The sequence below is a fragment of the Archangium gephyra genome (assembly GCF_042230915.1).
GTDB lineage: Bacteria > Myxococcota > Myxococcia > Myxococcales > Myxococcaceae > Archangium > Archangium gephyra_B.
In genome coordinates this window covers 1826560-1849670 of sequence record NZ_CP102578.1, presented here as the reverse complement: position 1 = coordinate 1849670, position 23111 = coordinate 1826560, and the positions used below count along the sequence as shown (strand labels likewise).

The window sequence follows — 23111 nt, the reverse complement described above, 5'->3', positions numbered from 1 at the left end:
CCCCTCCGGTCCCACCCCCTCCTCCATGCGCACCTTTGCCCCATCCACTTTCACCACCGGAGGCACCGGCCATGAAAAACGAAGACACGGTCACCACCAATGTCGAGATGCAGACGCGGCGCATTCCCTCCATCGGCTTCCTCGGAGTCGCCATCGGGTGCATGGCCGCCAGCGCCCTCCTGATGATCAGCGGCCGCAAGACCTGGGCGAACTTCGTCGGCCAGTGGGCCCCCACCATCCTCATCCTCGGCACCTACAACAAGATCGCCAAGACGTTCTCCGCGCCCATCGACGAGGAGCAGCGCGTCCAGCACGGCGGCCACCCCTCCATGCTGAAGTCGCCCGAGGAGCTCACCCGCCAGATGTCTCCGCAGCCGGTGAGCTGAACCGGTCGTTCCACGGCCCCCTGCCCTTCCTCCGGGAGGTGCACGGGGCCTTCGTGTTTCCAGGAGGTGGCCGAGGAGAGCGGCTCAGGCCCTCACGGGGCTCGAGCCCGCGGACACCGGGCCGCGCCGGGAGGCCCGCCGCTCCGCGCGCCGGTGCTTCATCACGATGACAATGCCCACCAGCGCGCTCAGCAACATCAGGGCGTTGGTCACCACGAAGACCCAGTTGCGCACCATCAGGCTGTAGAGGGTGAAGCCCGTGGAGGCGGTGATCTGCCCCACGAAGAGCCACTTGGACACGCCCTGGCTGGTGCCCGACCGCCACTGTTTGTAGACCTGATTGGCGATGGTCAGCACCAGCACGAACGAGCTGAACCAGCCGATGGCTTCGCTCCCCATGTGCTCAAGGATGCGCATGCCCCCGGCCCCAGGAGTCGCCTGACCGGTGGGCGGGCGGGCAGGCGTGGACCCACCTCAGCCACTGGCCTGGAGGGCAGGCGTCCGGTCACGAACACGGAGCGAGGAATACGCGGCAGCCACGCCGGAGCGGACACACCCTCCCCTGCGAAGCATTCATTCCACCCGCCATGAGGTGCGTCCCATGAAGATTCGTGACGTGATGACTCCGGACGCCGTCGCCGCCCACCCGGAGACGACGTTGATGGCCGCCGCCGAGATGATGCGCCTGCTCAACGTGGGCTCCCTGCCCGTCGTCGAGGGCGAGCGCATCGTCGGCATCCTCACCGACCGCGACATCGTCGTGCGCGGACTGGCCCTGGGCTTCAACCCGCGGACGGCCTCCGTCGCGGACGTGATGACCCGCAACGTGCAGACGTGCTCCGTGGACGAAGACGTCGAGGACGTCGCCCATCAGATGCGGGAGTTGCAGGTGCGCCGCCTGCTCGTCGTGGACGAGCGCGAGCGGCTCATCGGCATCGTCTCGCTGGGGGACCTCGCCATGGAGATGGAGGACCAGCGGCTCGCCGGACGCGTGCTCGAAGGCATCTCCGAGCCCTCCACCTCCATGACGCACTGAGCCCGGCGCACCGGGGCCCCGCTCAGAAGCCGAGCGGAACCAGGAAGGCCGTGCCGTTCTGCGTGCCCGTGCGGTAGCTGAGCGGCGCGCCGATGACGAGTGCCGGCGGGTTGCCACCGCTCCCCGCCACCAGCGCCAGGTCGGTGCCGAAGCCCGAGCGCTCCGCCACGTCCCCCGTCAGCGTCAGCATGGGCGTGAGCGCGCCGGTGAGCCCCGGCCCGCCCGCGTACACGAACACCGCGCCCCCGCCATCCGAGGCCACCGACGCGCCCGGAGCGCTCACCACCAGCTCCGGCACGCCGTCACCCGTCAGGTCCACCCCGCCCGCCAGCACCGTGCCGAAGCCCACCGCCCGCGAGCGGTGCACCACCACCTCGGGCTGCACGGCGGCCTCCAGCGCGCCCACCACGTCCTTGCCCGATGGGCCCAGCCAGGCGTCCTTCAGCTTCGCCGTGTCGAACAGCAGCACCGCCGGCTGCGTCACGCCGTTGTAGGGCACGTTCGTCGCGCTCACCGCCAGGTAGTCCGGGCCTGTCTTGCCCAGCACGCGGCCCACGCGCGCGATGGACAGGCCCAGCCCCAGGAAGTTCATCCCCACCTCCGGGTCCGCCGCCAGCCGCACCAGCTTCGCGGTGGTGCGCCCGCCACACCGGCTGCCTCCCACGTCGTACCCGAACAGCACCGCCACGCCCGAGCGCTGGCTGCCATCCGAGTAGCGCCACGCCACCTCGGCGCAGCCATCCCCGTTCAAGTCCCCCAGCGCCACGGGCGCCGAGGTCGTCTGCGCCAGCGTGGAGGACGTCGCGAAGTAGGGCGAGGAGTAGACGGGGTCGCACCCCATGGTCCGCTTCGTCAGCGAGGTGTCATCCGGCGCACGCCCCAGGAAGAGCTCGAAGCCGCTGTTGCGCAGCGCTCCGATGTCCTGCAGGCCGTCCCCGTTGAAGTCGAAGCCACCCACCACCCCGCGTCCGATGCCCGCGCGCGAGCAGGTGCCACCCGAGGCGATGCAGTTCTCCGTGATGTTGCCCAGCGCCCACAGCCGGTACGCCGTCTTGAAGGTGCCGTCCGGCTGGCCCAGCGACACCAGTACGCCGCCGGCCTGCACGTCGGAGGAGCCCGTGGGCAGACACGCCGTCTTCACCGTCGCGTACGCATTCGCCAGCTCCGTGGCACTCGAGGAAGCCCTCGGGACGGTGAAGCCCGAGGCCCCCATCACCAGGTCCTGGCGCCCATCCCCGTTGAAGTCCGTGAAGGCCACGTCCGTGCCCACGGTACGGCCGTTGTACAGCGGTGAGGCCGTGCCCTCGGCCACGAGCGTGCCCGCGCCGCCCGCCGCGCCATACGTCCACGCCCGGCCCGCCGACAAGTCATTGCCGTCGCCGTTGATGCCCGGGCCGTGGAAGCCCGGCGAGCCCACCAGCGCCACCACGCCACCGGAGGCATTGCGCGACACCGCCACCGCCTCGCCGAAGCGCTCCACGCTGGCCTTGGCCGGCACCAGGTAGCTCGTGCGCGCCCACGTGCCGAGCGAGTCACCCGCCTTCACGAAGCCATCCACGCGCCCGGTGAAGGCGCGCCCGTCCGCCGCGGACGCCCGCCCCGCGAAGACCACCAGCCCCGCGCTCCCCGGCAGTGGCCAGGGCGCGATGCCCACCCCGAAGGCGTCCGACTTCGCCAGTCCCGGCAGGAAGGTGGACGGCTTGTTGAGGGCGGTGCCCCGGGCCAGCCCCGTCAGCGGGTACACCAGCACCTTGCCGCCGTAGCGCAGCGAGGTGGTGCCCGAGGGGATGCTCGCGTAGGGCGCGCCCAGCAGCAGCTCCGCTCCGGGCGTGCCGTCCACGTCCGCCAGGGCCCAGCTCCGCCCCGCCACGATGGAGAGCGCGTCCCCGTAGAAGCGGGCATACGCGTTGGCGAGCAGTTGCTGCGGCGGCGTGGACGGGGGCTCGCCCGCGGCCGCGTACGTGCTCACGTCGAAGAGCAGCGCTCCACCCGCGTCCGACATCGCCGCCAGCCCTCCGCTGGTGCGCAGGTCCGGCGAGTCCGCCCGATCCAGCAACACCATCAGCAGCGGGGGCCGCGTCCCGTCGCCCGGAAGGGTGCCCAGCCGCCACGTGCCCTCGTTGCCGTCCGCCGTGTTCGTGGGGTGCACGAGGACGTCCGGCGTGGCGCGGAAGCGCGGAGCCTCGGCACGCGCGAGGAACACGGACACCGCGGGCTGCACCACGCCCAGGGAGGAGCCATCCGCCCGGTAGCGCGACGTCTTCCCCAGGGCCGCGATGTCCGCCCGCCCGTCCCCGTTGAGGTCCGCCACCACCACCGCCTGGCCCAGGCCCGTCCGGGAGCGCGGCTCGATGGCGCCGCTCACGCTCACGTCACTGCCGCCCAGGCGGATGGAGGGCAGGTCCGGGATGGGCTGCCCCGGAGCCAGCTGGAAGATGTCCACCACGCCGCGGGTGTTGATGGCGTTGGTGGCCGCGAGGTCACCCGCCGGCGAGCCCGCCAGCAAGTCCAGGTCCCCATCCCCGTCCACGTCCTCGAGCGCCAGGCCCGTGCCGAAGGCACCCCGGCCCAACCCGGCCAGCGGCGGCCGGATGCGCTCCGGCCCGTTGGTGCCGAAGCGGTACAGGTACACCGCGCCCGAGCTGTCGATGGTGACGTCCGCGCCCGGCGAGGACACCACCAGCTCCGCCTTCCCATCCTTGTCGAGGTCTCCCGCCGCCAGCCCATCACCGAACCTCGCCGTGTCCGTCTCCCCGGTGAGCACCCACGTGGGCTCGGCGGGCAGGCCCGACGGGCTCCCCTTGAAGATGAACACCACACCGCCCTGGGGCCGCGTGAGATCGCTCTCCGGCCGCCCCACCGCCACGTCCGCCACTCCATCCCCGTCGAAGTCCGCCGTCACCACCGCCGCCGTGTCGGTGATCTGCCCGTGCGGCTTCGTGTCGCGCGTCAGCTCGTCCAGCACGCGCACCGACACCGTGGCCTTCTGATTCGTGAAGGTGTCCGACGCCTCCAGCACCACCGCGCCCGTCGCCCCCGGCTCGAGCGAGAGGCGCCCCCCCGAGACCGCTCCCGGACCTTCCTTCTTCGTCCAGACGATGCGGTCGCTCCCGCCCACCGTCGCCAGCTGCACCGAGGAGCCCGCGGGCAGCGCCAGGCGCTCCGGGTCTCCGCGCAGCACCGCGTCCGCGCGGACCTCGAACTGGAGCAGGGCTTCGTCGCCCGTGCGGCTGTCGCGCACCCGCACCAGGTCCACGCCCGTGCCCGTCCCCGCCGTGTACTGGCCCGAGGGCGTCACCGTGCTGTTCGCCTCGCTGCGCTCCAGGGTGAAGACGGGCGCACCCATCTGCCCCGTCACCTGCACCTGGAAGGACGTGCCCGGCTTGAGCATGGCCCGCGCGGGCGCCACGTCGAAGGCCGCCACCACCTCCACCTGGGCCCTCGCGTCTCCGGGGCAGCGCAGGTCCTCCACCACCAGCGTGTCCATGGACGGCGTGGGCCCGGCGATGAAGCGCGAGCCGCGCATCTCTCCCGAGGAGCCTCCGGGCTCGGCGAGGAAGCGGTAGTAACCACTGCCTCCCGTGGCCGAGAGCGTGACGGGGTCATTCACCCGCGTCCGGGCAGGGCTCGCGGAGAGGGCAAGGGGCGGCAGGCCCGCGCAGGGGTCCACCGCCGCGGGCGGCTCGGGGGGCGCCTCCGGCTGGCACGCGGCCGACAGGAGAGCGAGCACGAGCGACGCGCGGGAGACTCGGGTCATGGTGAGACGCCTCAGGGGTTCGCGCCGGTGGCCGCCCAGCGCTGGATGAGGGAGATGAGCTGCGGATCCAACGGGCCATCCGCCGGCATGCGCTGATCCTTCACCGCGGCGATGATGAGCTCCGCGTTGTCCTTCCACAGCGCATACGTGGACAGGGGCCGGGCCGGCCCGGTGGTGTGGCACTTCGCGCACCGCGCCTCGTGGACGGGGCGGATGTCCTTGTCCCAGCCGAGCGCCACCGTGGTCAGGGGCTGGTAGTCGAAGCTCACCGAGCGCCGGGCCTCGGTGCCGTCCGCGTAGCGCGCCACGGCGGTGAGCGTGTGCGGCCCCGGCTCCAGGCCCACGAAGGAGTAGGGCTTGGGCGTCCCATCCGCCTCGGTGCCCCCGAGGCTGTAGGAGGGGCCCCGCACCGGCACCTCCACGCCCGCGACTTCATAGGTGAAGCTCAGCGGGGCCACGCCCGGCACCACGCGCGCGCGCACCACCAGGGAGTCCTCCACCACCTGCGTGCCCTCGAGCAGCCCGAGCACCCGCGGCACCGGGCCGCGGCTGAGCGCCACCGTGTCGGCGCCGAGCTGCACCCACGCGCAGCCACTCTCGTCGGCTGCCAGGAAGCGGAGCTCGCGCGTGTCCACGCCCGAGACCTCGCCCCACGTGCCCGCCTCGGCGTCATGGGTGAGCAGCTTGCCGTCCGCCTTCACCCAGACGAAGCGCCCCGCGGCCAGCACCTGCTCCGGCTTGCGCGCCAGCGCCACCTCCCGCCACCCGTCCCCCGCGCGCCGCAGCAGCCGCTCCGACGTCAGCGCCCACAGCTCCCCCTTCGCCTTCTCCGAGGCGCCCAGCCCCGCCAGCCCCACCACGCGCTCGCCCTCCTGCAGCAGCGGCAGCTGGGTAATCTGACGCATCTGCCACGTGCCCGGGGCCGTGCGCACGGCGACGCTCAGCGTCTCCTGGCGGAGGAACCACAGGCCCTGCGCCCCGTCCTCGGCGGGCGCCGACGCCAGCGCGGTGATGCCCTCCAGCGCCTGGCCATTCACCTTGAGCGCGGACAGCGCGCCGTCCTGCAGCCGGTACAGGCCCGAGGCGTGTCCGAGCCACACCGCGCCATCCGGCGTCGTCGCCGTGGCCGCCAGCCCCGTGCTCAGCACCTCGCGCCAGGGCGGGGCGATGAGCCAGCCCGACTGCGCCAGGAAGAGGCCGTTGTCCGCCTCCACCAGCGCCGAGCCTGGCCCCATCCGGTAGACGGCCCGGGCCGGGCCCGGCGTCACCGTGTTGCCCGGGTGGCTCTCCAGCGCGGCCCTCGTCCCGTCCAGCCGCAGGCGGACGACGCCGCCGTCCGCCGTCGCGAAGATGCCGCCTCCCGTCTGGTCCGCGAACCCCGGCGCCGGCGCCACGTCCACCTCGGCCCGCACCTGCACGGGCTCGAAGGGCTGGGGACTCGGGTGGTCCTGCGGCACGGACGGCATGGAGTCGCAGGCGGACAGCAGCGCCGCGACCAACAGGGGGGAGACCCTCACCCCCGCCCTCTCCCAGAGGGAGAGGGGGCCCACACGGTACGAAGCTCGGGTAGCCATTACGTCGTCAGCAGCGCCTTGAGGGGTTCGACACGCGTGATGCTGTAGTCCAGATCAGCGGACGCCAGCACCGTCGCGATGATGTGCTCGGGCAGGATGTTCTCTCCGTTGTTCGAGTCCTTCGCGCCCGTCTTCAGGTCCACCAGCCCCGGCGCCATGCCGATGTCGCCGCTGTGGCCGAACACCATGTTGTGCTTCAGCCCGGCGCCCATCAGCAGGCAGCTGTTCGTCAGGTGGTGGTCCCGGCCATTGGTGGCGTTGATGAGCGGGGTGCGCGCGAACTCGGAGAACACCAGGACGGTGGTGTGGTCCATGAAGTTGCCACCGGACGGGTGGCTGGTGGCCTTCAGGTCGTCCACCAGCCGCGACAGCGCGTTGAAGCCCGTGCGCAGGTTGGTCGCGTGCGACGTCTGCGTGCCGAAGTGCGTGTCCAGGCCGCCCACCAGGTTGATGGACACGCACTGGCTGATGCCCAGCTTCAGCGCCGTGGCCACCAGCGCCGCGCGCCCCGCCGCGCTGTCGTAGGGCCCCGTGGAGGGCAGGCCGTAGAACGCGCGCGTCGCGTTGGTCGCTTCCGTGTTCTGCGCGAAATCGAAGGCCAGGTTGAGCCCGCTCGACAGCACCTGCTGCACCTGCTCGCGGCTCGTGTGGTACGTGCTGCCCACCCCGCCCGCGCCCAGGGCCGCCTCGTCGCAGGTGACGGGCTCGCCGCCCAACAGCAGCAGCTCGTTCTCGATCTGAGCGTCGAGCCGCTTCTTGCTCGGCGAGAGCGTGTCCACCAGGTCCTTCGAGCGGCTCACGCGCAGGGCGTTGGCGCTGCCCGGGTAGCGGTCGTTGTACGACTCGACGCCGTACGCGATGGAGGGGATGGGGACGGTGGGCAGCAGCTGGCCGACGATCTCCGTCGCGGTGGACGAGCCCCGCGCCGCGGCGCCGATGGGGCGCTTGCCGGTGATGAAGTAGCGCATGCCTTCTTCATGCGCGAGCGTGGTCATGTTGATGCCACGCACCACCGTCATGACGTCGTAGTGCTTGGCCAGGTCGCTCACCGCCGGGCCGAAGGCGATGTTGGAGGGGCCTGCTCCCGGCAGCGCATCCGGCACGATGGGCCTGTCGAGGAAGGTCGCATCGGTGAACAGGTTGTAGCCCGGGAGGATGCGCGTCTCCGCGACGCGCTCGGGCGTGAAGACGTCCGGGTCCCTCGGGTCGAAGGCGAGGAGCTGGTCCCACCCGCCCGAGAAGTAGACGAAGACGAAGCAGCGGTCCGCGGGCTTGAGCGCGGCCGCCTGCGCGAAGGAGCGGAAGGGCAGGCCCCCGAACAGGGTGGCGCCCATGAGCCCGGCGGTGGCCTTCAGGAAGGTCCGGCGCGAAGAGGGAATCTGGTCGTTCTTCTTCATGGAAGCATCTCCCCGGAGCCGTCAGTAGGTGAGGAAGCGCGAGTCCGTCATCAACGCGATGCACACCGCGGCCAGCGCCTGGTCGCGCCCGTTGGTGATGGCCTCCGCGCGCGTGGCCGCCTTCGTGAAGAAGCCCGCCCAGCGCGTCAGCTCGTCACCCTGCAGCGGCGAGCCCCAGAAGCGGATGGACAGGTACACGAGCATCTCGCGCACCTGGGCGTCGGAGAGCTTGCGCAGATCTCCGAGCGGCCCGGGAATCGTGCGGCTGAGCACGCGGGCCTCGGGGGCGGCCAGGGCCTTCTCGGCGGCCGCCTGGGCCATGCACACCTCGCGCGCCCCGTCCTCGAGGAACTTGGCGAAGACGAGGTTGGGCTCGGTGCTCTCCTGGTTGACGAGCGCGAAGTCGGCGCGGCCCAGGGTGGTGGCAAGGCCGCCTTCGAGGCTCGTCCACGGGCGGCCCACGGCCACCTCGATGGAGCGGGCGAGCTGGTTCACGGTGAGCCGGCGAGGCGAGCGCCCCACCCGGCCGTCCTGCATCTCGGGGTCGGGCAGCGGCGGGGTGGACATGTCCCCGTGCGGGTTGCCCACGGGCTCGAGCTGGCCGTCCACCACGGGCGGAGCGGCGGGGGTCTTCTCACACGCGGCGGCGCCGAGCGCGAGCAGGGCGAAGAGGAGCAGGCGGCGCATCAGTCGATCCTCCGGTAGGCATCCGACATCACCACGCGCTCGATGAGCGCCTTGAAGCGGTGGCCGTCGCGCGCGAAGTCATCGGCGAGCGGCTGGAGATAGAGGCGCTGCTCCTCCGCCGACATGGGCCGGCCGAGGAACTCCTGCCAGACGCGCCGCACCGTGCAGCGCTCCAGGTCTCCCGTCTGCAGCATGCGCTGCACCAGCAGGGCGGGGCCGCTCTCGATGTTCTTCTCCTCGTCCGCGGTGCGGTAGAGGTACGTCTTGAGCAGCCCCAGCGAGTTGGCGCCATCGCCGTCGTAGGCCTGCATCACGTACTGGCCGCACTCGCCCCCGCAGGTGGTGTTGCCCGAGAGCGCGCAGTCGCGGCACTTGGGATCATAGCGGGGGAACTGCTCCGGCTGGAGGAAGAGCGCGGCACGCTCGGCGTAGCGGCCCCAGTGGGCGCCGGTGGGCTCGATGGTGGCGTGGCAGTAGTTGCAGCCGCAGCGCTTGGCCAGGTTGTTCTCCCGGTTGCACGCGTCCTCGGCGGACGGCAGGCGGGCGTTGTCCGGCGGCGTGAAGGCCTTGCACAGGAAGGCCGAGTAGAAGTGGTTGACGCGCGCGCGCTGGGTGGGGAAGCGGTAGAGGAACGCGGGCGTGGTGAGCACCCCCGAGTGCTCGCTGTCGCGCACGTACTCCTGCCAGGTGTCCGCCTGGGCGAAGGGCAGGTTGGGCAGCACCTCGGGCGCGGCCGGAGCCGTCACGCTGAGCACGCCCACCGCCTGCTGCGGATCCCTGTACAGCTCGGACAGCGGGCCGTTGAGGAAGGAGCGGCGCGTGGTGAGGATGTTGAAGTAGGGCTCGTCGCGGCGCACCACCGACTCGGCGAGGAGCTCGGGCTCCTCGCTGATGGCCTCGATACGGGCCGTGTGCGTGGAGCCGTTGGGCGCCTCGCAGCGGCGCATGCCCTCGCCGCAGCCGCAGCTGCGGTCTCCGTTGAAGCGCGCGGTGGTGCAGGGCTCCAGCGTCCACGGGTTGGCCTCCCGCGCCTGGGCCTCGATGGCGCACACCCGCACGTCCGGGCTTCCGGCGCTCCAGAAGGGCGCGGGCCGCGTGACGTAGCCCTCGCGCTGGACGCAGCCGCGCTGCGGCTCGTAGGAGCCCTTGATCTCCAGGCCATTGGTGCGCTTCTGGCTGAGCTTCAGCCCGCAGCGGTCGAGCCGGGAGCTGGCGTCCGTGAAGGCCACCACCCGGTTGTTGTCCGCCGCGTCCACCACCGCGGTGAGCGTGGTCGTCCGCGGCTTGCACAGGTGGGGCACCAGCGCCAGGTTGGGCGCCGAGGTGGTGCCGATGTTGATGCGCCGCATGTCACAGAAGTAGTAGTCCTTGTCCTCGAGGCGCTTCGCGGTGAGCGCCTCCTGGCAGGTCTTGACGCTGGTACCGGCCGGAAGGCTCAGGTCCAACCGGTCGCAGGTGTAGAAGTTGGTGTCGTAGTCCCAGCTCACCGGCTGCGGCACGCCGCGCTCGTCGTAGCGCTCCTTGGCGCACGCGTCCGCGGTGGCGGGCAGCGCGGGGTCCACATGCGTGTCCTGCCGGGCGGTGCACACGTCCTGGGCCATGAAGCTGTCACAGCCCTGGCCGTTGGCGCCGCGCAGCGGGCGGCTGCTGTTGCCGCGCAGCGAGAGCGCGTCCGTGGCCGAGCCCGCGCCCGAGAGGCGCGAGTTGGCGTTGTTGTAGACGCTGGCGCTCACGTTGCTCCACAGGAGCGCGCGGTGGTAGCCGCGGACGCGGGCGTAGAACTCGTCCTTGCCCATCAGCGCGCGGACGTCCTCGGCCGTCACCTCGCCCTTGGCGCGGGCGGCCTGGTACTCCTCATAGGTAGGGGGGCGGCCGAGCAGATCCAACGTGAGCTGGCGGAGATGGCGCTCGAGCGGAACCTTCGAGACCGGGGCACACACCGGTTCTTCCGCGAGGGCGGGGAGAGAAGCCAGGAGAACAGCAGTCGCCAGGGGGGCGAGGAAGCGTCGTGCGAAGCGCACGGGGACCTCCGAGAGGGCTCAGCGGGGGGACTGCACGCGCTCTTATGCCAGGAATTCCTGTTAATAGCCATACGCTTGCTTCTGTAACGGCGAAGCAAGCCTCACGAGTTGCATGCGGGGCACAGTCGGGACAGAAAGCTACGCCATGTCTGACGTCACCTCTGCTCCGCACGCCCCGGTGAGTGACCGCGGCTTCTACGTCTTCACGGCGGTGGTCTCCGCCGCCGCCCTCTCATTTCTTGCGTATATTCTTCTCATCCGCCGAGGAAGCGCGGTGGAGGGCGTGGACCTGCGCTTCCTGCCCGCGGTGAACGCGAGCTTCAACGCGCTGGCGGCGGCGTTCCTCGCGGCGGGCTGGGTGGCCATCCGCCGCAAGGCGAGGCGCGTGCACCAGTACCTGATGGTGTCGGCCTTCGCGTCCTCGGCGCTCTTCCTGGTGTGCTACCTGGCCTACCACTTCGTCCACGGAGACACGCGCTACGCGGGGGGCGGGGTGATGAGGACGGTGTACCTCCTCATCCTGGCCAGCCACGTGCTGCTGTCGCTGTTCGTGGTGCCGGGCGCGCTGCTGTCCTTCTACTTCGCGTGGCGCAAGGCCTTCGACAAGCACCGCAAGGTGACGCGGTGGCTGGCGCCCATCTGGCTCTACGTGTCCGTCACGGGCGTGGTCATCTTCTTCATGCTGCGCGGCAGCCTGCCCGCGGTGCACTGAAGCGCCCTGTCCGAGTCGCTGTATCCCTGGATTCTTGAAGCGGCAACGAAGCCTCGGGCGTCGGCGCACGGCAGGAGGTAGCGTCGAGGCCTTTCGGGGCCGGTCCTGTGGGCGCGGGGAACTCCAGCGCCCGTCTTCGGGGAACAACGACATATGCGCGCTTCGCTCATCCTCCTGAGCGTCTTCCTTGCCACGGGTTGCCAGACGTATGACTTCGAGGAGGTGGCGCCGCTCGCCATCTCGCAGACGACGAAGAACCGGCGGGTCGAGACACGCAAGGCCAAGCCGAACCTGATGCTGCTGGTGGATACGTCCGGCTCGATGACGGAGCCGGTGAACCCGTCCCTCGCCGCCTGCAACCCGGGGGGCGTGAAGTGTGGCGCCCCCAGCAATCCGTGCGACACCGTCCGGTGCCCCACGCGGTGGTCTTCGTTGCAGGACGCGATGCAGGGCTTCCTCACCAGCAGCGCTTCCATTGCCCGCTTCGGGCTCGCCACCTACCCGCACCTGGGCGAGGTGGTCAGGAATGACTGCGGCGGGACGGCCGGGCTCACCGTCGCCCTGCCCTCCACGGAGTCGGATGACGCGGCCACGCTCGAGACCAACGCCCAGAGCGTGAACGCGCAGCTCCAGGCCATCCGCAACCACTCGGCCGACCCGAAGGTGAAGACGCCGGACGGCGGTACGCCCACCAGTGTGAGCCTCCAGTTCCTGGGCGCGTACGAGCCGCTGCGCTCGGAGCTCCGTTCCAACTTCGTGGTGCTGCTGACCGACGGTCTCCCCAACTGCAACCCGGACAACTCCACCCCCTATCCGAGCCCCAACTGCCGCTGCACGCTGTCCAACCCCGAGTTCTGCATGTCCGCCCCTTACAGCACGCTGGGCTGCCTCGACCAGGATGGCTCGGTGACGGCGGTGAAGGCGCTGAAGGACAAGGGCATCCAGACCATCGTCATCGGCTTCGGCGCGGAGACGGCCACCGGCACCGGCACCGACGTGCTCAACGCCATGGCCCGGGAGGGTGGCTTCTCGCGCTCGTGCGCGCAGGACGCCGACTGCGGCGCGGGTGACACGTGCGACGAGCTCGCGGGCCAGTGCAACCGTCTCTTCTACCAGGCGGCCAACAAGGAGCAGCTGGCCGAGGCGCTCAGGAGGATCAGCGACGAGGTGACCGGGGAGGACGCCTGCGTGTTGCGCTTCGCCGCCTCCGAGCGCCCGAGCGCCGAGGAGCTGGTGGTGGTCTACCTCGACGAGGAGCGCGTCTCGCCGGGGGAGGACACCTGGAGACTCCAGGATGAGGGCCTCGTCTTCCTGGGCTCCACGTGCGAGCGCCTCCAGCGCACCACCACGGCCGACCCCGTGGACATCGAGGTGCGCGCCATTCAGCGGCAGTAGCCCTCGCCGCGCCTAGAACACCAGCACGCGCAGGCCGAACTCGAGCTCGCCGCCCAGCTTGTTGCCGGTGAGGAGGTTGCCGCGCAGGCCCAGCTCCAGCGGGAGGCCTGCGCGGAAGCGGTAGGCGATGCCGGCACCGGCCGAGAACGGACCGCGATCCACGAGGAAGCCGCGGAGCTCCTCCTTGCCCGTGAAGAAGGAGACCCGCCCCGCCACCATCCCGAACAGCGCGCCGTTGTCGAAACGCACCAGCCGGTACCGCCCGCCGAGGTCGGCGTAGACCTGTCCGATCCACGTGTAGTACGGCCAGGTCGCGTCCCGGGTGCCGAGCGGGCTGATCGACGTGCCACCCACCGCGAGGCTCAACTCGAAGGGATTCGCCAGCCGCACCGCGGCGCTGACCTCGTACCGCAGCGCCGCCATCGAGTGGGGTGCGCTCGTGCCATACGCGGCCGAGCCACCGATGAAGAAGCTCCACACCTTCTTCGAACCGCGCTGCGAGGAGGACGCCGACTGCTCCGCCTCGGCCACCACCGGTGCGGGGGGCTCAGCCGCGCCGCTCGGCACCTCGGCGGAGGCCGGGGCGGTCTCGGGGGCCGCGTCGCTCGGAGCAGCCGCGCTCGGGGAGGTGGCCGCGGTGAGGTCCAACCCCAGGCCTCCGGCCGCCACCGGCTCCGGCTGCGCCTGCGGCTCCGGCTGCGCCTGGGCCAGCGGCTCCGGCTGCGCCTGCGGCTCGGCACCCATCACGGTCAGCCGGCGCGGGTCGGAAGGCGTCTTCCGCGGGGCCGTGACCCGCCAGTAGTACGTGCCGGGCTCGAGCGAGAGCACCGCCTTGCGCCCCTTCACGGGCTTGTCGACGACGGTGTCGGTGAACTGGTCGTCGCGCGCCACCTCGAGGCGCACGAGCTTCGCCACCACCTTCCACGCGAAGATGACCTTGCCCGGCTCGAGCTCGGCGTCCTCCGCGGGCAGGAGCAGTTTCGGCTGGGGACCCTTGCGGGCATTGGCCTTCTTGGCCTTCTTGGCCGAGCTGGCGCCCCGCGCGCCCTTGGCGGCCCAGGCACTCGGCGCCGGGCCGCACAGCCCGAGCACCAGGGAGAGAGACAGCACCACACCCCAACGTGAAGGTCGAAAGTTCATCACGCCGGGGATTGTAGAGCCCAACGGCGAGAAGAGAAGAGATCCGACTCCACCCGGCGCATGGCTGGGGCCCCACGCGGAGTGAGGGCCCGTCCGGGGCTACCGCCCGAAGAACGACACCTGCTGGAATCGCAGGCCGGCCAGGATCTGCTCCACCCGCGTGTCGGACAGCGAGCCGATCCGTTCACCCAGGCGGGCCTTGTCGACCGAGGAGATCTGCGACACGACCACGACGCTCTGCTTGGGAAGGTTCCCCTCCCCCACCTCGAGCAGGACATTGCCCGGCTCGTTCGCCCGGTGGAGGTTCGACGTCAATGCACACACCACCACGGTGGTGATGCGCGAGTGATTGAAGACGTCGTCTTGAACCACCACGTGGGGATGGGAGTAGTCAGGGACAGGCCCTCGTGAGTCATCTGGCGCAATCCAGAACACGTCCCCGCGGTTGATCCGCGCGGAACGTGTGCCCGTGGGTTCTCCTGGGTTCGTCGTCATGTGCGCGGTCATCATAGACATGCGCGAGGCTCTGCCACCCACTCAACCATCGCGCGGCCGCCGCCGCCCTTTCGCTTGCCCCGCGCATCAGGACTGCTCATGGTGGCGCGATGCCCAAGAGGACTCGGGGCACGCGGGGCCATGCCGCCAAGCACGGAGAGGGAAGCGAACGATGCCGCTGCTTGCCCTCCTGCTCATCCCCGCGGTCTCCAGCGTCATCGCGGCGCTGCTGCCCACGAGTGCCCGCAACCGCGCGGCCGGGCTCGCGGGCCTCACCGCCCTCGTGGGGCTCGTGGGGGTGGCGCTCCATTTCCCGAGGGTTCAGGGGGGAGGGCTGTGGGTCGAGCGTCTCCCCTGGGTGCCCTCGCTGGGGCTCGAGCTGGTCCTGCGGCTCGATGGCCTCTCCTGGACGTTCTGCATGCTCGTCCTCGGCATCGGCGCGCTGGTGATGCTGTATGCGCGGTACTACCTCTCGCCGTCGGATCCCGTGCCGAGGTTCTTCGCCTTCCTCCTGGCCTTCATGGGCGCGATGTTGGGCGTGGTCCTGTCGGGAAACCTGCTGCAGCTGGCCTTCTTCTGGGAGCTGACGTCCCTCTTCTCGTTCCTGCTCATCGGCTATTGGAACCACCGGAAGGACGCCCAGCGCGGGGCCCGGATGGCGCTCACGGTCACCGGGATGGGCGGCCTGTGCCTCCTCCTCGGGCTGCTGGTGCTCGGCCAGGCCGCGGGCAGCTACGACCTGGAGGCCGTCCTCGGGAGCGCCAGGGGGCTCGGGGCCCACCCGCTCTACCCGGTGGCCCTCTGCCTCATCCTCCTCGGCGCTTTCACCAAGAGCGCCCAGTTTCCCTTCCACTTCTGGCTGCCGAACGCGATGGCGGCACCGACGCCGGTGTCGGCGTATCTGCACTCGGCGACCATGGTGAAGCTGGGCCTGTTCCTGCTGGCGCGCCTGTGGCCGGTGCTGTCGGGGACGGAGGCCTGGTTCTGGCTCGTCGGGTCCGCGGGGCTCGTCACCCTGCTGTTCGGCGCGTGGGCGGCGCTGTTCCAGCGCGACCTGAAGGGGCTGCTCGCCTACTCCACCATCTCGCATCTGGGCTTGGTGATGTTGCTGCTCGGGCTCAACAGCCCGCTCGCGGCGGTGGCGGCGGTGTTCCACCTCATGAATCACGCGGCGTTCAAGGCCTCGCTGTTCATGGCGGTGGGGATCATCGATCATGAGACGGGGACGCGGGACATCCGGCGGCTGTCGGGGCTCTTCCGGCTGATGCCCATCACCGGGACGCTCGCCGTCGTGGCCACGGCGGCGATGGCGGGAGTCCCGCTGCTCAATGGCTTCCTGTCCAAGGAGATGTTCTTCGCGGAGACGGTCTTCATCGACGCCATTCCCGCCGTCCAGTGGGGCCTGCCGATCGCCGCGACCCTGGCGGGCATGGGGAGTGTCGCCTACTCGCTCCGGTTCTCGGCGGAGGTGTTCTTCGGACCCGCCAGCGCGCGGGACACGCCGCGCGTCCCGGAGGAGCCGCCCAAGTGGATGCGCGTCCCCGTCGAGGTGCTGGTCCTCCTGTGCCTGGTCGTGGGCATCGCGCCAGCCGTGTCCATCGGACCCCTGCTCGAGGCCGCGGCGTGGCAGGTCGTGGGCGGCCCTCCCCCGGAGTACAGCCTCAAGATATGGCATGGGTTCACCCCCCCGCTGCTGATGAGCGCGCTGGCGCTCGGCGGTGGCGCGGTGTTGTACCGGGTGGTCCGGCGGCTGGAGGCAAGGCGGGAGCGCCCCGGCAACCGCCTCCTGGAGCGGCTGGACGGTGCGAGGCTCTTCACGTCACTGCTGACGCGGCTCACCTGCTGGAGCAGATGGACCCGCCGCTGGCTGCTCACCGCGGGGCTCCAGCGGCAGCTGTTGGCGATGGTGGTGGTCACGCTGAGCGTGGGCGTCCTGGCGCTGTGGGGTGGCATGGGCAAGGGGGATCGCCCCCTGGTGCCCCTCTCGCCGACGTTCATCGCGTTGTGGGTGATTGGAGGCGTGGCGGCGGTGGGGGCCGCATGGCAGGCGAAGTACCACCGGCTCGCCGCCCTCATGCTGCTGGGGACCACGGGCGCGGTGAGCTGCGTCACGTTCATCTGGTTCTCCGCGCCGGACCTGGCGCTCACCCAGCTCACCGTCGAAGTGGTGACGACGCTGCTCATCCTGCTCGGGCTCCGGTGGCTTCCGCCGCGCGAGCCGGCCCGCGGCGTGTACGATGCACACACCTCGAGGGTCGCCAGGGGCCGGCGAGCCCGCGACTTCCTCGTCGCGGTGAGTGCCGGTGGTGGAATGGCGCTCCTGGCCTACGCGGTGATGACGCGGGACTTTCCCGAGCGCACCTCGTTCTTCCTCGAGAACTCCCTGAGTGGCGGAGGCGGGCGGAACGTGGTGAACGTGATGCTGGTGGACTTCCGTGGGTTCGACACCTTCGGGGAGGGCGTGGTGCTGGCGCTCGTCGCGCTCACGGTCTACGCGCTCCTGCGGCGCTTCCGGCCGGCGGCCGAGGTCATGGCGCTTCCGCCCCAACAGCAGGCCCTCCCGAAGGACTTGCAGACGGATCTGGTGAACCCTCGCCTGGCGCGGGACACCGCGGTGGGGTACCTGATGGTGCCGGCGGTGCTGGTCCGCCTGCTGCTGCCCGTGACGGGAGTGGTGGCGACGTTCTTCTTCCTGCGCGGGCACAACGCGCCCGGCGGCGGCTTCGTGGCGGGGCTGGTGATGTCGGTGGGCTTCCTGCTCCAGTACCTCGTCTCCGGAACCGCGTGGGTCGAGGAGCGCCTGCGCCTGGCGCCGCGCGCGCTGCTCGGGACCGGGCTCCTGCTGGTGCTCGGCACGGCCGCGGGGTCGTTCGTGCCCGGCTATCCGCTGCTCACCTCGCACACCTTCCATTGGAACGCTCCGGTCCTGGGCGAGCTCCACATCGGGAGTGCGATGGTTTTCGACCTGGGCGTGTTCTGCCTGGTGCTGGGCTCCACGTTGCTCATCCTCGTGGCGCTCGCTCACCAGTCGATCCGCGCGCACCGGCTCTCGGGAGGTGAATGATGGAGGTGGTACTCGCGCTCGCCATCGGCGTGTTGACGGGCTCTGGTGTGTGGCTGATTCTCCGGCCCCGCACGTTCCAGCTCGTCGTCGGGCTGTCGCTGCTCTCCTACGCGGTCAACCTCTTCATCTTCAGCATCGGCGGCCTGGCCATCGACAAGGAGCCCATCCTCGTCGACGGCGTCCCGAGGGATCTCGCGCACTACACCGACCCGGTCCCCCAGGCGCTCGTGCTGACGGCCATCGTCATCAGCTTCGCGATGACGGCGCTCCTGCTGGTCGTCATCCTGGCCTCGCGCGGCATGACGGGGACCGATCACGTGGACGGCACCGAGGCATGAAGACGCTCGTTCAAGCCTTGATGCCCCACCTGCTCGTGGCGCCCATCCTCCTGCCGATGCTGACGGCCGCGGTGATGCTCCTCCTGGGCGAGGGCAAGCGCCTCGCCAAGCTGGTGCTGGGGATGCTCTCCGCGCTCCTGGGACTCGGCGCCGCGGTGGCGCTGCTGGCGTGGGTAGAGGAATACGGCGTCGTGGCCTATCTCCCCGGCAACTGGCCGGTGCCGTTCGGGATTGCGCTCGCGGTGGATCGCCTCTCGGCCGAGATGCTGGTGCTGACCTGGTTCCTCGGCGCCTGCGCCTTGTCCTTCGCCTCCGTGCGCTGGCACCGCGCGGGCGTTCACTTCCACCCGCTCGTGCAACTGCAGCTCATGGGGCTGTCCGGCGCGTTCCTCACGGCGGACGTCTTCAACCTCTTCGTCTTCTTCGAGCTCCTGCTCGCCGCCTCCTATGGCCTGTTGTTGCATGGGTCTGGAAGACCGCGAGTCCGGGCGGGTGTGCCCTACGTGGCCATCAACATCGCCGCCTCGTCCCTCTTCCTCATCGGCGCCTCGATGATCTACGGCATCACGGGGACGCTGAACATGGCGGAGCTCTCCGCGCGATTGTCCGAGGGAGCCGTGGCCAACCGGCACCTCATCGACGCGGGAGCGGCCATCCTCGCGGTGGCCTTCCTGGCCAAGGCGGCGGCCTGGCCGCTCAACTTCTGGCTCGTCCCCGCCTACGCGTCGGCGACGCCCCCGGTGGCGGCGTTGTTCGCCGTGCTGACGAAGGTGGGCATCTACGCGCTGGTGCGGCTGTGGACGCTGATGTTCGCCGGGGGACCGCTGGCGGGCTTCGGTGCGGACGGGCTGTTCGCGTTCGGGCTGGCCACCTCGGTGCTCGCGGCCCTCGGGATGCTCGCCTCGCACCGGCTCGCGGAGCAGGCGGCCTGGGGGGTGGTGGTCTCCGCCGGAACACTCCTGGCGGCGCTTGGCTTTGGCGAGGAGGCCGTTCTCGGCGGCGCGGTGTTCTACCTGGTGAGCTCCACGCTCGCCTCCAGCGTGTTCTTCCTGCTCGTCGATCTCATCGAGCGCTGGCGGACGGGCGCGACCGTCGTGGATGAGGCGCCCTTCCTGAGCGCGACGCTCGAAGCGCAGGAGGTCAACCTCGACGACGAGGAGGAGCCGCTCGTCGCGCTGCCGTTCCCCGCGACCACCGCCTTGCTGGCGCTGGCCTTCGTCGCGTGTGCGCTGCTCATCTCCGGCCTGCCTCCCCTGGCGACCTTCATCGGCAAGCTCGGCATGTTGTCGGCGGCGCTCGAGGTGCGTGAAGAGACCCGGTCCATTCCCACCCGCGCCTGGCTCTTCGCTGGCGGGCTGCTGGGGTCCGGGCTGCTCGTCCTCCTCGCGCTCACGCGAACTGGAATCCGCACCTTCTGGGCGGAGATGCAGCGCGAGCCGCCCCGGGTCCGGGCGGCGGAGGGCTTCCCCGTGGTGGCACTCCTCGCCGCGTGCGGAGCGCTGACGCTCGCGGCTGCCCCCACGATGGAGCTCGCGCGTGCGACAGCGCGGTCCCTCTATGACCGCCGCGGGTACACCGGCGCGGTCCTTGGCGCCCAGGTGCGGATGCCGCCCCCGGCGCCGGAGGCCGCGCGATGAGGTGGCTCCTTCCTTCCCCCGTGCTCTCGGTGGCGCTGTTCCTGCTCTGGATACTGCTCATGCAATCATTGAGCGCGGGGACGCTGGTGCTCGGCACCGTCCTGGCGCTCTTCTGGCCCGCGGTGACCGCCAGGCTCAGGCCGGCCCCGGTGCGGATGCGCAGGCCCCTCGTCATGGCACGCCTGTTCGGACGGGTCGTGCTCGAGATGCTGCGCTCGAACGCCGAGGTGGCGTGGGCCATCCTCACGCGGCGTTCACGCGACATCCGCTCCGGCTTCGTCCACATTCCGCTCGAGCTGCGGGATGCGAGCGGCCTGGCCGCGCTGGCGATGATCGTCACGTTCACGCCGGGCACCGCCTGGGCCCAGCTCTCGGCGGACAATCGCGTCCTGTTGTTGCACGTCCTCGCCATCCAGAACGAGGCGGACCTGGTGGCGTTCATCAAGCGTCACTACGAGCGTCCTCTCATGGAGATCTTCGAATGAGCCCGCTGCTCTCCTGGTCACTGGCCTTCGCCCTCGGTTGTCTCACCCTCGCGATGATGCTGGCCCTCGCGCGGATGATCATCGGGCCCAGGGCGGAGGATCGCGTGTTGGCCTTCGACTGCCTGTATGTGAATACGATGCTGGTCATCCTCTCGCTCGGGCTCATCTACCGCAGCAGCTCCTACTTCGAGGCGGCCCTCCTGATCGCCCTCTTCGGGTTCGTGGGCTCCACGGCGATGTCCAAGTTCCTCCTGCGCGGGGAGATCATCGAATGAGCGCGCCGACGCCACCGTGGGTGGATGCCGTGACGGGTCTGCTCGCGGCGCTCGGCGCGCTGGCGGCACTGATTGGCTCGTTCGGCGTCCTGCGCCTGCGGAGCTTCTTCCAGCGCGTCCACGCGCCAACCCTGGGCGCGACGCTCGGAACCTGGAGCCTCACGCTCGCGACGGTAGTACAGGCCTCCTTCGAGCACAGGCAGCTCTACGTTCATGCGCTGCTCATCGCGGTGTTCATCGCGCTCACCGGCCCGGTCACCACCGTGTTCCTGATGCGCGCCGCGGTGTTCAGAGGGCGCCTGCGGGGCACGGAGATTCCGGTGCCCACCGGGGACACGCCCCCTCCCGCTGAATGACGCCCTCGGGGCGCTCAGCTCCCGGCCAGGAAGAAGGACGTGACGGTGTAGCGCCAGTGCGCGCCGGCCTCCGGCGTCACCTGCGTCACCCCGTGCGGCACGCCCCGGGAGCGGAAGATGAAGACGGAGTTGAACAGGGGGGGAATGCGCAGCTCGTCCCACGTGCCGGAGGGGTGCGGGAAGACGAGCACGCCGCCAAAGCGCTCCTCCCAGGGCCGGGTGAAGTTGTAGACGACGGCGAGCCCCTCGTCCTCGGTGTCCACGTGGGTGGGGAAACGCTCGCCCACCCCCATGCGCGACACCTGCACCTGCCGGGGGAAGAGCCGCAGGGGGAAGCCCACGAGCCAGGCGTGGTACTCGGCGGCCGCCTGGGTGCCGAGCCACTGGACGAAGCCCGTCAGCGCCGAGGGCTCCTGCTCCTCGCGCCGGGCGATGGAGAGCGGATAGGGAGCGTGGTGGTGGGGCACGAAGCGGGCGCGGCCCAGGGCCTCGTGCACGGAGCCGGCCAGCGAGGGCTGGAGGGCGTCCGAGAGGCACACGTGGGGCACGCGCCCGCCGTCGGTGAAGGCCGCGCGGACACCGGCCGCCACGGCCGGGTCCACGAGCTGGGGGTGCATCCAACGCGCCGCCTCGACGAGCGCCGCGGAGGGGCCCCGCCAGCCCTCGCCGAAGACGTTGTCGACGAGGTCGGGGATGAAGAAACCGCTGGAGCGCTCAGGCCTTCGCAACGAGGAACCCCGCCAGCCGGGAGATGACCTTCCCGCGCCGGGGGTCATCGAAGTAGGAGATGGCGGGTGTCGGGTTGAACTCGAGCGCGACGAAGCGCCCCTCCGCGTCCCGCCGCAGGTCCACCGCCGTGAACACCATTCCGAGCGCGCGCGCCCCGCGCAGGCACACGCGCCAGGCCTCCTCGGGCAGCCGGGCCGGCTTCACGTGCGCGAGGTTCTCCCGGGCATCCACCACGCCCTCGGTGGGGATGCGGAAGGCCGCCACCGGCTCGCCGTCCAGCACGTAGGCGCGGAACTCGTCGCCCTTGATCTCCGCCTGGAAGAGCACGGGACAGTTGCCCAGGAGCTGGAGCCGCTCGTCCGTGAGGTCCTCCGCGTTGACGCGCCGCACCAGCGCGCCGCCTCCGAGCGGCTTGTAGATGACCGAGCCGTGCTGGCGCACGAAGTCGCGCACGGCCTCGGGGTCGCACGTGCCGAGGCTCGGGGGCACGGGCACCCGGGCCCGCTGCAGCAGGGCGAGCTGATGCAGCTTCAGGTAGTGCAGCTCGAGCGTCTCGAACGGGTTGACGAAGGTGCGCCCCCGCTGGTTCAGCGAGCGCAACACGGACTGGAGGAAGGAGTGACGCTCGCGCTCGGCGATGTACTGCTCCTGCCAGGAGGGGAAGTTGCGCTCGGGCAGGCCGGCGGGGTCCGGCATGGGCAGCGAGAGCTGCACGCGCTTGATGTAGAACGAGCGCACGTCGTCGAGCCGCACCCCCTGATAGCGCACCGCGCCACGCTCCCACGTCAGCGTGGCGGACTCGGGGACGTTGGCGGTCTCCACGAGGAGGGCGCGGGCCCGGCGGCGCTCCACGGCCTCGGCTACGTAGCGGGTGTGCTCGTCGTTGCGCGAGCCGATGACGGCGACCGTCTTCACGTGTCCTCACCTGGGCGCCCGGAAGGGGCGCCCTCATCATCGCCCGGCGCGGCCCGGCTCAGAAGCCCGTGGGCTCGTCCATCTTCACCTTCACCACGGGGAGGCTGGGGGTGATGGGGGAAGGCTGGATGGGGGTGGGCTCGTCCATCTTCACCTTCACCAGGGGGGGCTGGGTGTTGATGATGGGCGGCTGGACGGGCGTGGGCTCATCCATCTTCACCTTCACCAGGGGGGGCTGGGTGTTGATGATGGGCGGCTGGGTGGGGGTGGGCTCGTCCATCTTCACCTTCACCAGGGGGGGCTTGGTGCCGACGGTGGGGGGCTGGGTGGGGGTGGGCTCGTCCATCTTCACCTTCACCCGGCCGTCGCCGCCGTTCAGCAGCTTCTCCGCCAGCGCACGCGCCTTGGACGTGAGGGGCGCACTCTCGAAGAGGTCGCGCAGCTGGCTCTGATCCATCTTCTTCAGCTGGCCCAGGTGCAGCCCGTTCAGTGCCTTGTTCAGCTTGGGCGCGCCAATCTGCTTGCCCGACTCGGACGCGTCCTTCACGAGCTTCTGCAGCGTGGGGGAGAACCCCCCAGATCCCACCTTCTTCATGGCTTCTCCTCACCCCAACTGCGCGGGCGGTTCGTGCGATGGGGGAATTATCGGACTTCCCGGATCGAAGTTGCGTGGGGATTTATCATTTCCCGAGAGATAGGACGGAGAACCCCA

Annotated in this window: 21 protein-coding genes; 10 read left to right on the top strand and 11 right to left on the bottom strand. The window is 70.6% G+C overall.

The window, feature by feature from the left end; genetic code table 11:
- Positions 1-71 precede the first annotated feature (71 nt).
- Entirely contained in the window at positions 72-386 is a 315-nt protein-coding gene (locus NR798_RS07400) for a hypothetical protein (protein WP_375770722.1), read from the top strand.
- An 84-nt stretch (positions 387-470) separates the two neighbouring features.
- Here the strand turns inward: NR798_RS07400 and NR798_RS07395 are convergent, their stop codons facing one another.
- A complete protein-coding gene (locus NR798_RS07395; RefSeq protein WP_375770721.1) occupies positions 471-803 on the bottom strand; it encodes a hypothetical protein in 333 nt (110 codons plus the stop codon).
- A gap of 184 nt (positions 804-987) precedes the next feature.
- Between NR798_RS07395 and NR798_RS07390 the strand changes: the two genes are divergently transcribed.
- Positions 988-1422, top strand: a complete 435-nt coding sequence (locus NR798_RS07390) for a CBS domain-containing protein (RefSeq protein ID WP_375770720.1) — start codon at positions 988-990, stop codon at positions 1420-1422.
- A 22-nt stretch (positions 1423-1444) separates the two neighbouring features.
- Here the strand turns inward: NR798_RS07390 and NR798_RS07385 are convergent, their stop codons facing one another.
- Genes NR798_RS07385 through NR798_RS07365 form a run of 5 tightly spaced genes read right to left on the bottom strand, consistent with a single transcriptional unit; the run spans position 1445 to position 10777 of the window.
- Positions 1445-5179, bottom strand: coding sequence for an FG-GAP-like repeat-containing protein (locus NR798_RS07385; protein ID WP_375770719.1), 3735 nt, complete (start codon positions 5177-5179; stop codon positions 1445-1447).
- Between the two features lie 11 nt (positions 5180-5190).
- Positions 5191-6696 (bottom strand): hypothetical protein, encoded by a 1506-nt coding sequence (locus NR798_RS07380; protein ID WP_375770718.1) that lies wholly within the window; start codon positions 6694-6696, stop codon positions 5191-5193.
- 56 nt (positions 6697-6752) lie between these two features.
- Complete coding sequence (locus tag NR798_RS07375) at positions 6753-8150, bottom strand: DUF1501 domain-containing protein (protein WP_375770717.1); 1398 nt, start codon at positions 8148-8150, stop codon at positions 6753-6755.
- A gap of 21 nt (positions 8151-8171) precedes the next feature.
- A complete protein-coding gene (locus NR798_RS07370) occupies positions 8172-8837 on the bottom strand; it encodes a hypothetical protein (protein ID WP_375770716.1) in 666 nt (221 codons plus the stop codon).
- On the bottom strand, positions 8837-10777 hold the full coding sequence (locus NR798_RS07365) for a DUF1585 domain-containing protein (RefSeq protein ID WP_375770715.1): 1941 nt from the start codon (positions 10775-10777) through the stop codon (positions 8837-8839). The genes NR798_RS07370 and NR798_RS07365 overlap by 1 nt, the downstream gene beginning before the upstream one ends.
- Positions 10778-11003: 226 nt before the next feature.
- Here NR798_RS07365 and NR798_RS07360 point away from each other — a divergent pair, with 226 nt between their 5' ends.
- Together NR798_RS07360 and cglB are read left to right on the top strand one after the other, a co-directional pair.
- Positions 11004-11570: a DUF420 domain-containing protein gene (locus NR798_RS07360; protein WP_375770714.1), complete on the top strand. Its 567-nt coding sequence runs from the start codon at positions 11004-11006 to the stop codon at positions 11568-11570.
- A gap of 153 nt (positions 11571-11723) precedes the next feature.
- A complete protein-coding gene (gene cglB, locus NR798_RS07355; protein WP_375770713.1) occupies positions 11724-12965 on the top strand; it encodes an adventurous gliding motility lipoprotein CglB in 1242 nt (413 codons plus the stop codon).
- A gap of 12 nt (positions 12966-12977) precedes the next feature.
- Here the strand turns inward: cglB and NR798_RS07350 are convergent, their stop codons facing one another.
- Entirely contained in the window at positions 12978-14078 is a 1101-nt protein-coding gene (locus tag NR798_RS07350; RefSeq protein ID WP_375770712.1) for a hypothetical protein, read from the bottom strand.
- A 126-nt stretch (positions 14079-14204) separates the two neighbouring features.
- On the bottom strand, positions 14205-14600 hold the full coding sequence (locus tag NR798_RS07345) for a type II toxin-antitoxin system PemK/MazF family toxin (RefSeq protein WP_375770711.1): 396 nt from the start codon (positions 14598-14600) through the stop codon (positions 14205-14207).
- A gap of 172 nt (positions 14601-14772) precedes the next feature.
- On the opposite strand from NR798_RS07345, the gene NR798_RS07340 reads away from it, so the two are divergent.
- The 6 genes from NR798_RS07340 to mnhG are packed head-to-tail and all read left to right on the top strand — an operon-like array spanning position 14773 to position 20755.
- Positions 14773-17664 (top strand): monovalent cation/H+ antiporter subunit A, encoded by a 2892-nt coding sequence (locus tag NR798_RS07340; RefSeq protein ID WP_375770710.1) that lies wholly within the window; start codon positions 14773-14775, stop codon positions 17662-17664.
- Positions 17664-18002: a Na+/H+ antiporter subunit C gene (locus NR798_RS07335; protein WP_375773735.1), complete on the top strand. Its 339-nt coding sequence runs from the start codon at positions 17664-17666 to the stop codon at positions 18000-18002. The genes NR798_RS07340 and NR798_RS07335 overlap by 1 nt, the downstream gene beginning before the upstream one ends.
- Positions 17999-19639: a monovalent cation/H+ antiporter subunit D gene (locus NR798_RS07330; protein ID WP_375770709.1), complete on the top strand. Its 1641-nt coding sequence runs from the start codon at positions 17999-18001 to the stop codon at positions 19637-19639. Before NR798_RS07335 ends, NR798_RS07330 begins: the two co-directional genes overlap by 4 nt.
- Positions 19636-20124: a Na+/H+ antiporter subunit E gene (locus tag NR798_RS07325; protein WP_375770708.1), complete on the top strand. Its 489-nt coding sequence runs from the start codon at positions 19636-19638 to the stop codon at positions 20122-20124. Before NR798_RS07330 ends, NR798_RS07325 begins: the two co-directional genes overlap by 4 nt.
- A complete protein-coding gene (locus NR798_RS07320) occupies positions 20121-20399 on the top strand; it encodes a K+/H+ antiporter subunit F (protein ID WP_375770707.1) in 279 nt (92 codons plus the stop codon). Before NR798_RS07325 ends, NR798_RS07320 begins: the two co-directional genes overlap by 4 nt.
- Positions 20396-20755, top strand: a complete 360-nt coding sequence (gene mnhG / locus NR798_RS07315) for a monovalent cation/H(+) antiporter subunit G (protein ID WP_375770706.1) — start codon at positions 20396-20398, stop codon at positions 20753-20755. The genes NR798_RS07320 and mnhG overlap by 4 nt, the downstream gene beginning before the upstream one ends.
- Before the next feature lie 14 nt (positions 20756-20769).
- Here the strand turns inward: mnhG and NR798_RS07310 are convergent, their stop codons facing one another.
- The 3 genes from NR798_RS07310 to NR798_RS07300 are packed head-to-tail and all read right to left on the bottom strand — an operon-like array spanning position 20770 to position 22994.
- Positions 20770-21483, bottom strand: a complete 714-nt coding sequence (locus NR798_RS07310; protein WP_375770705.1) for a 2OG-Fe(II) oxygenase — start codon at positions 21481-21483, stop codon at positions 20770-20772.
- Positions 21470-22399: a RimK family alpha-L-glutamate ligase gene (locus tag NR798_RS07305; RefSeq protein ID WP_375770704.1), complete on the bottom strand. Its 930-nt coding sequence runs from the start codon at positions 22397-22399 to the stop codon at positions 21470-21472. The genes NR798_RS07310 and NR798_RS07305 overlap by 14 nt, the downstream gene beginning before the upstream one ends.
- A gap of 58 nt (positions 22400-22457) precedes the next feature.
- Complete coding sequence (locus NR798_RS07300) at positions 22458-22994, bottom strand: hypothetical protein (RefSeq protein ID WP_375770703.1); 537 nt, start codon at positions 22992-22994, stop codon at positions 22458-22460.
- Positions 22995-23111 lie beyond the last annotated feature (117 nt).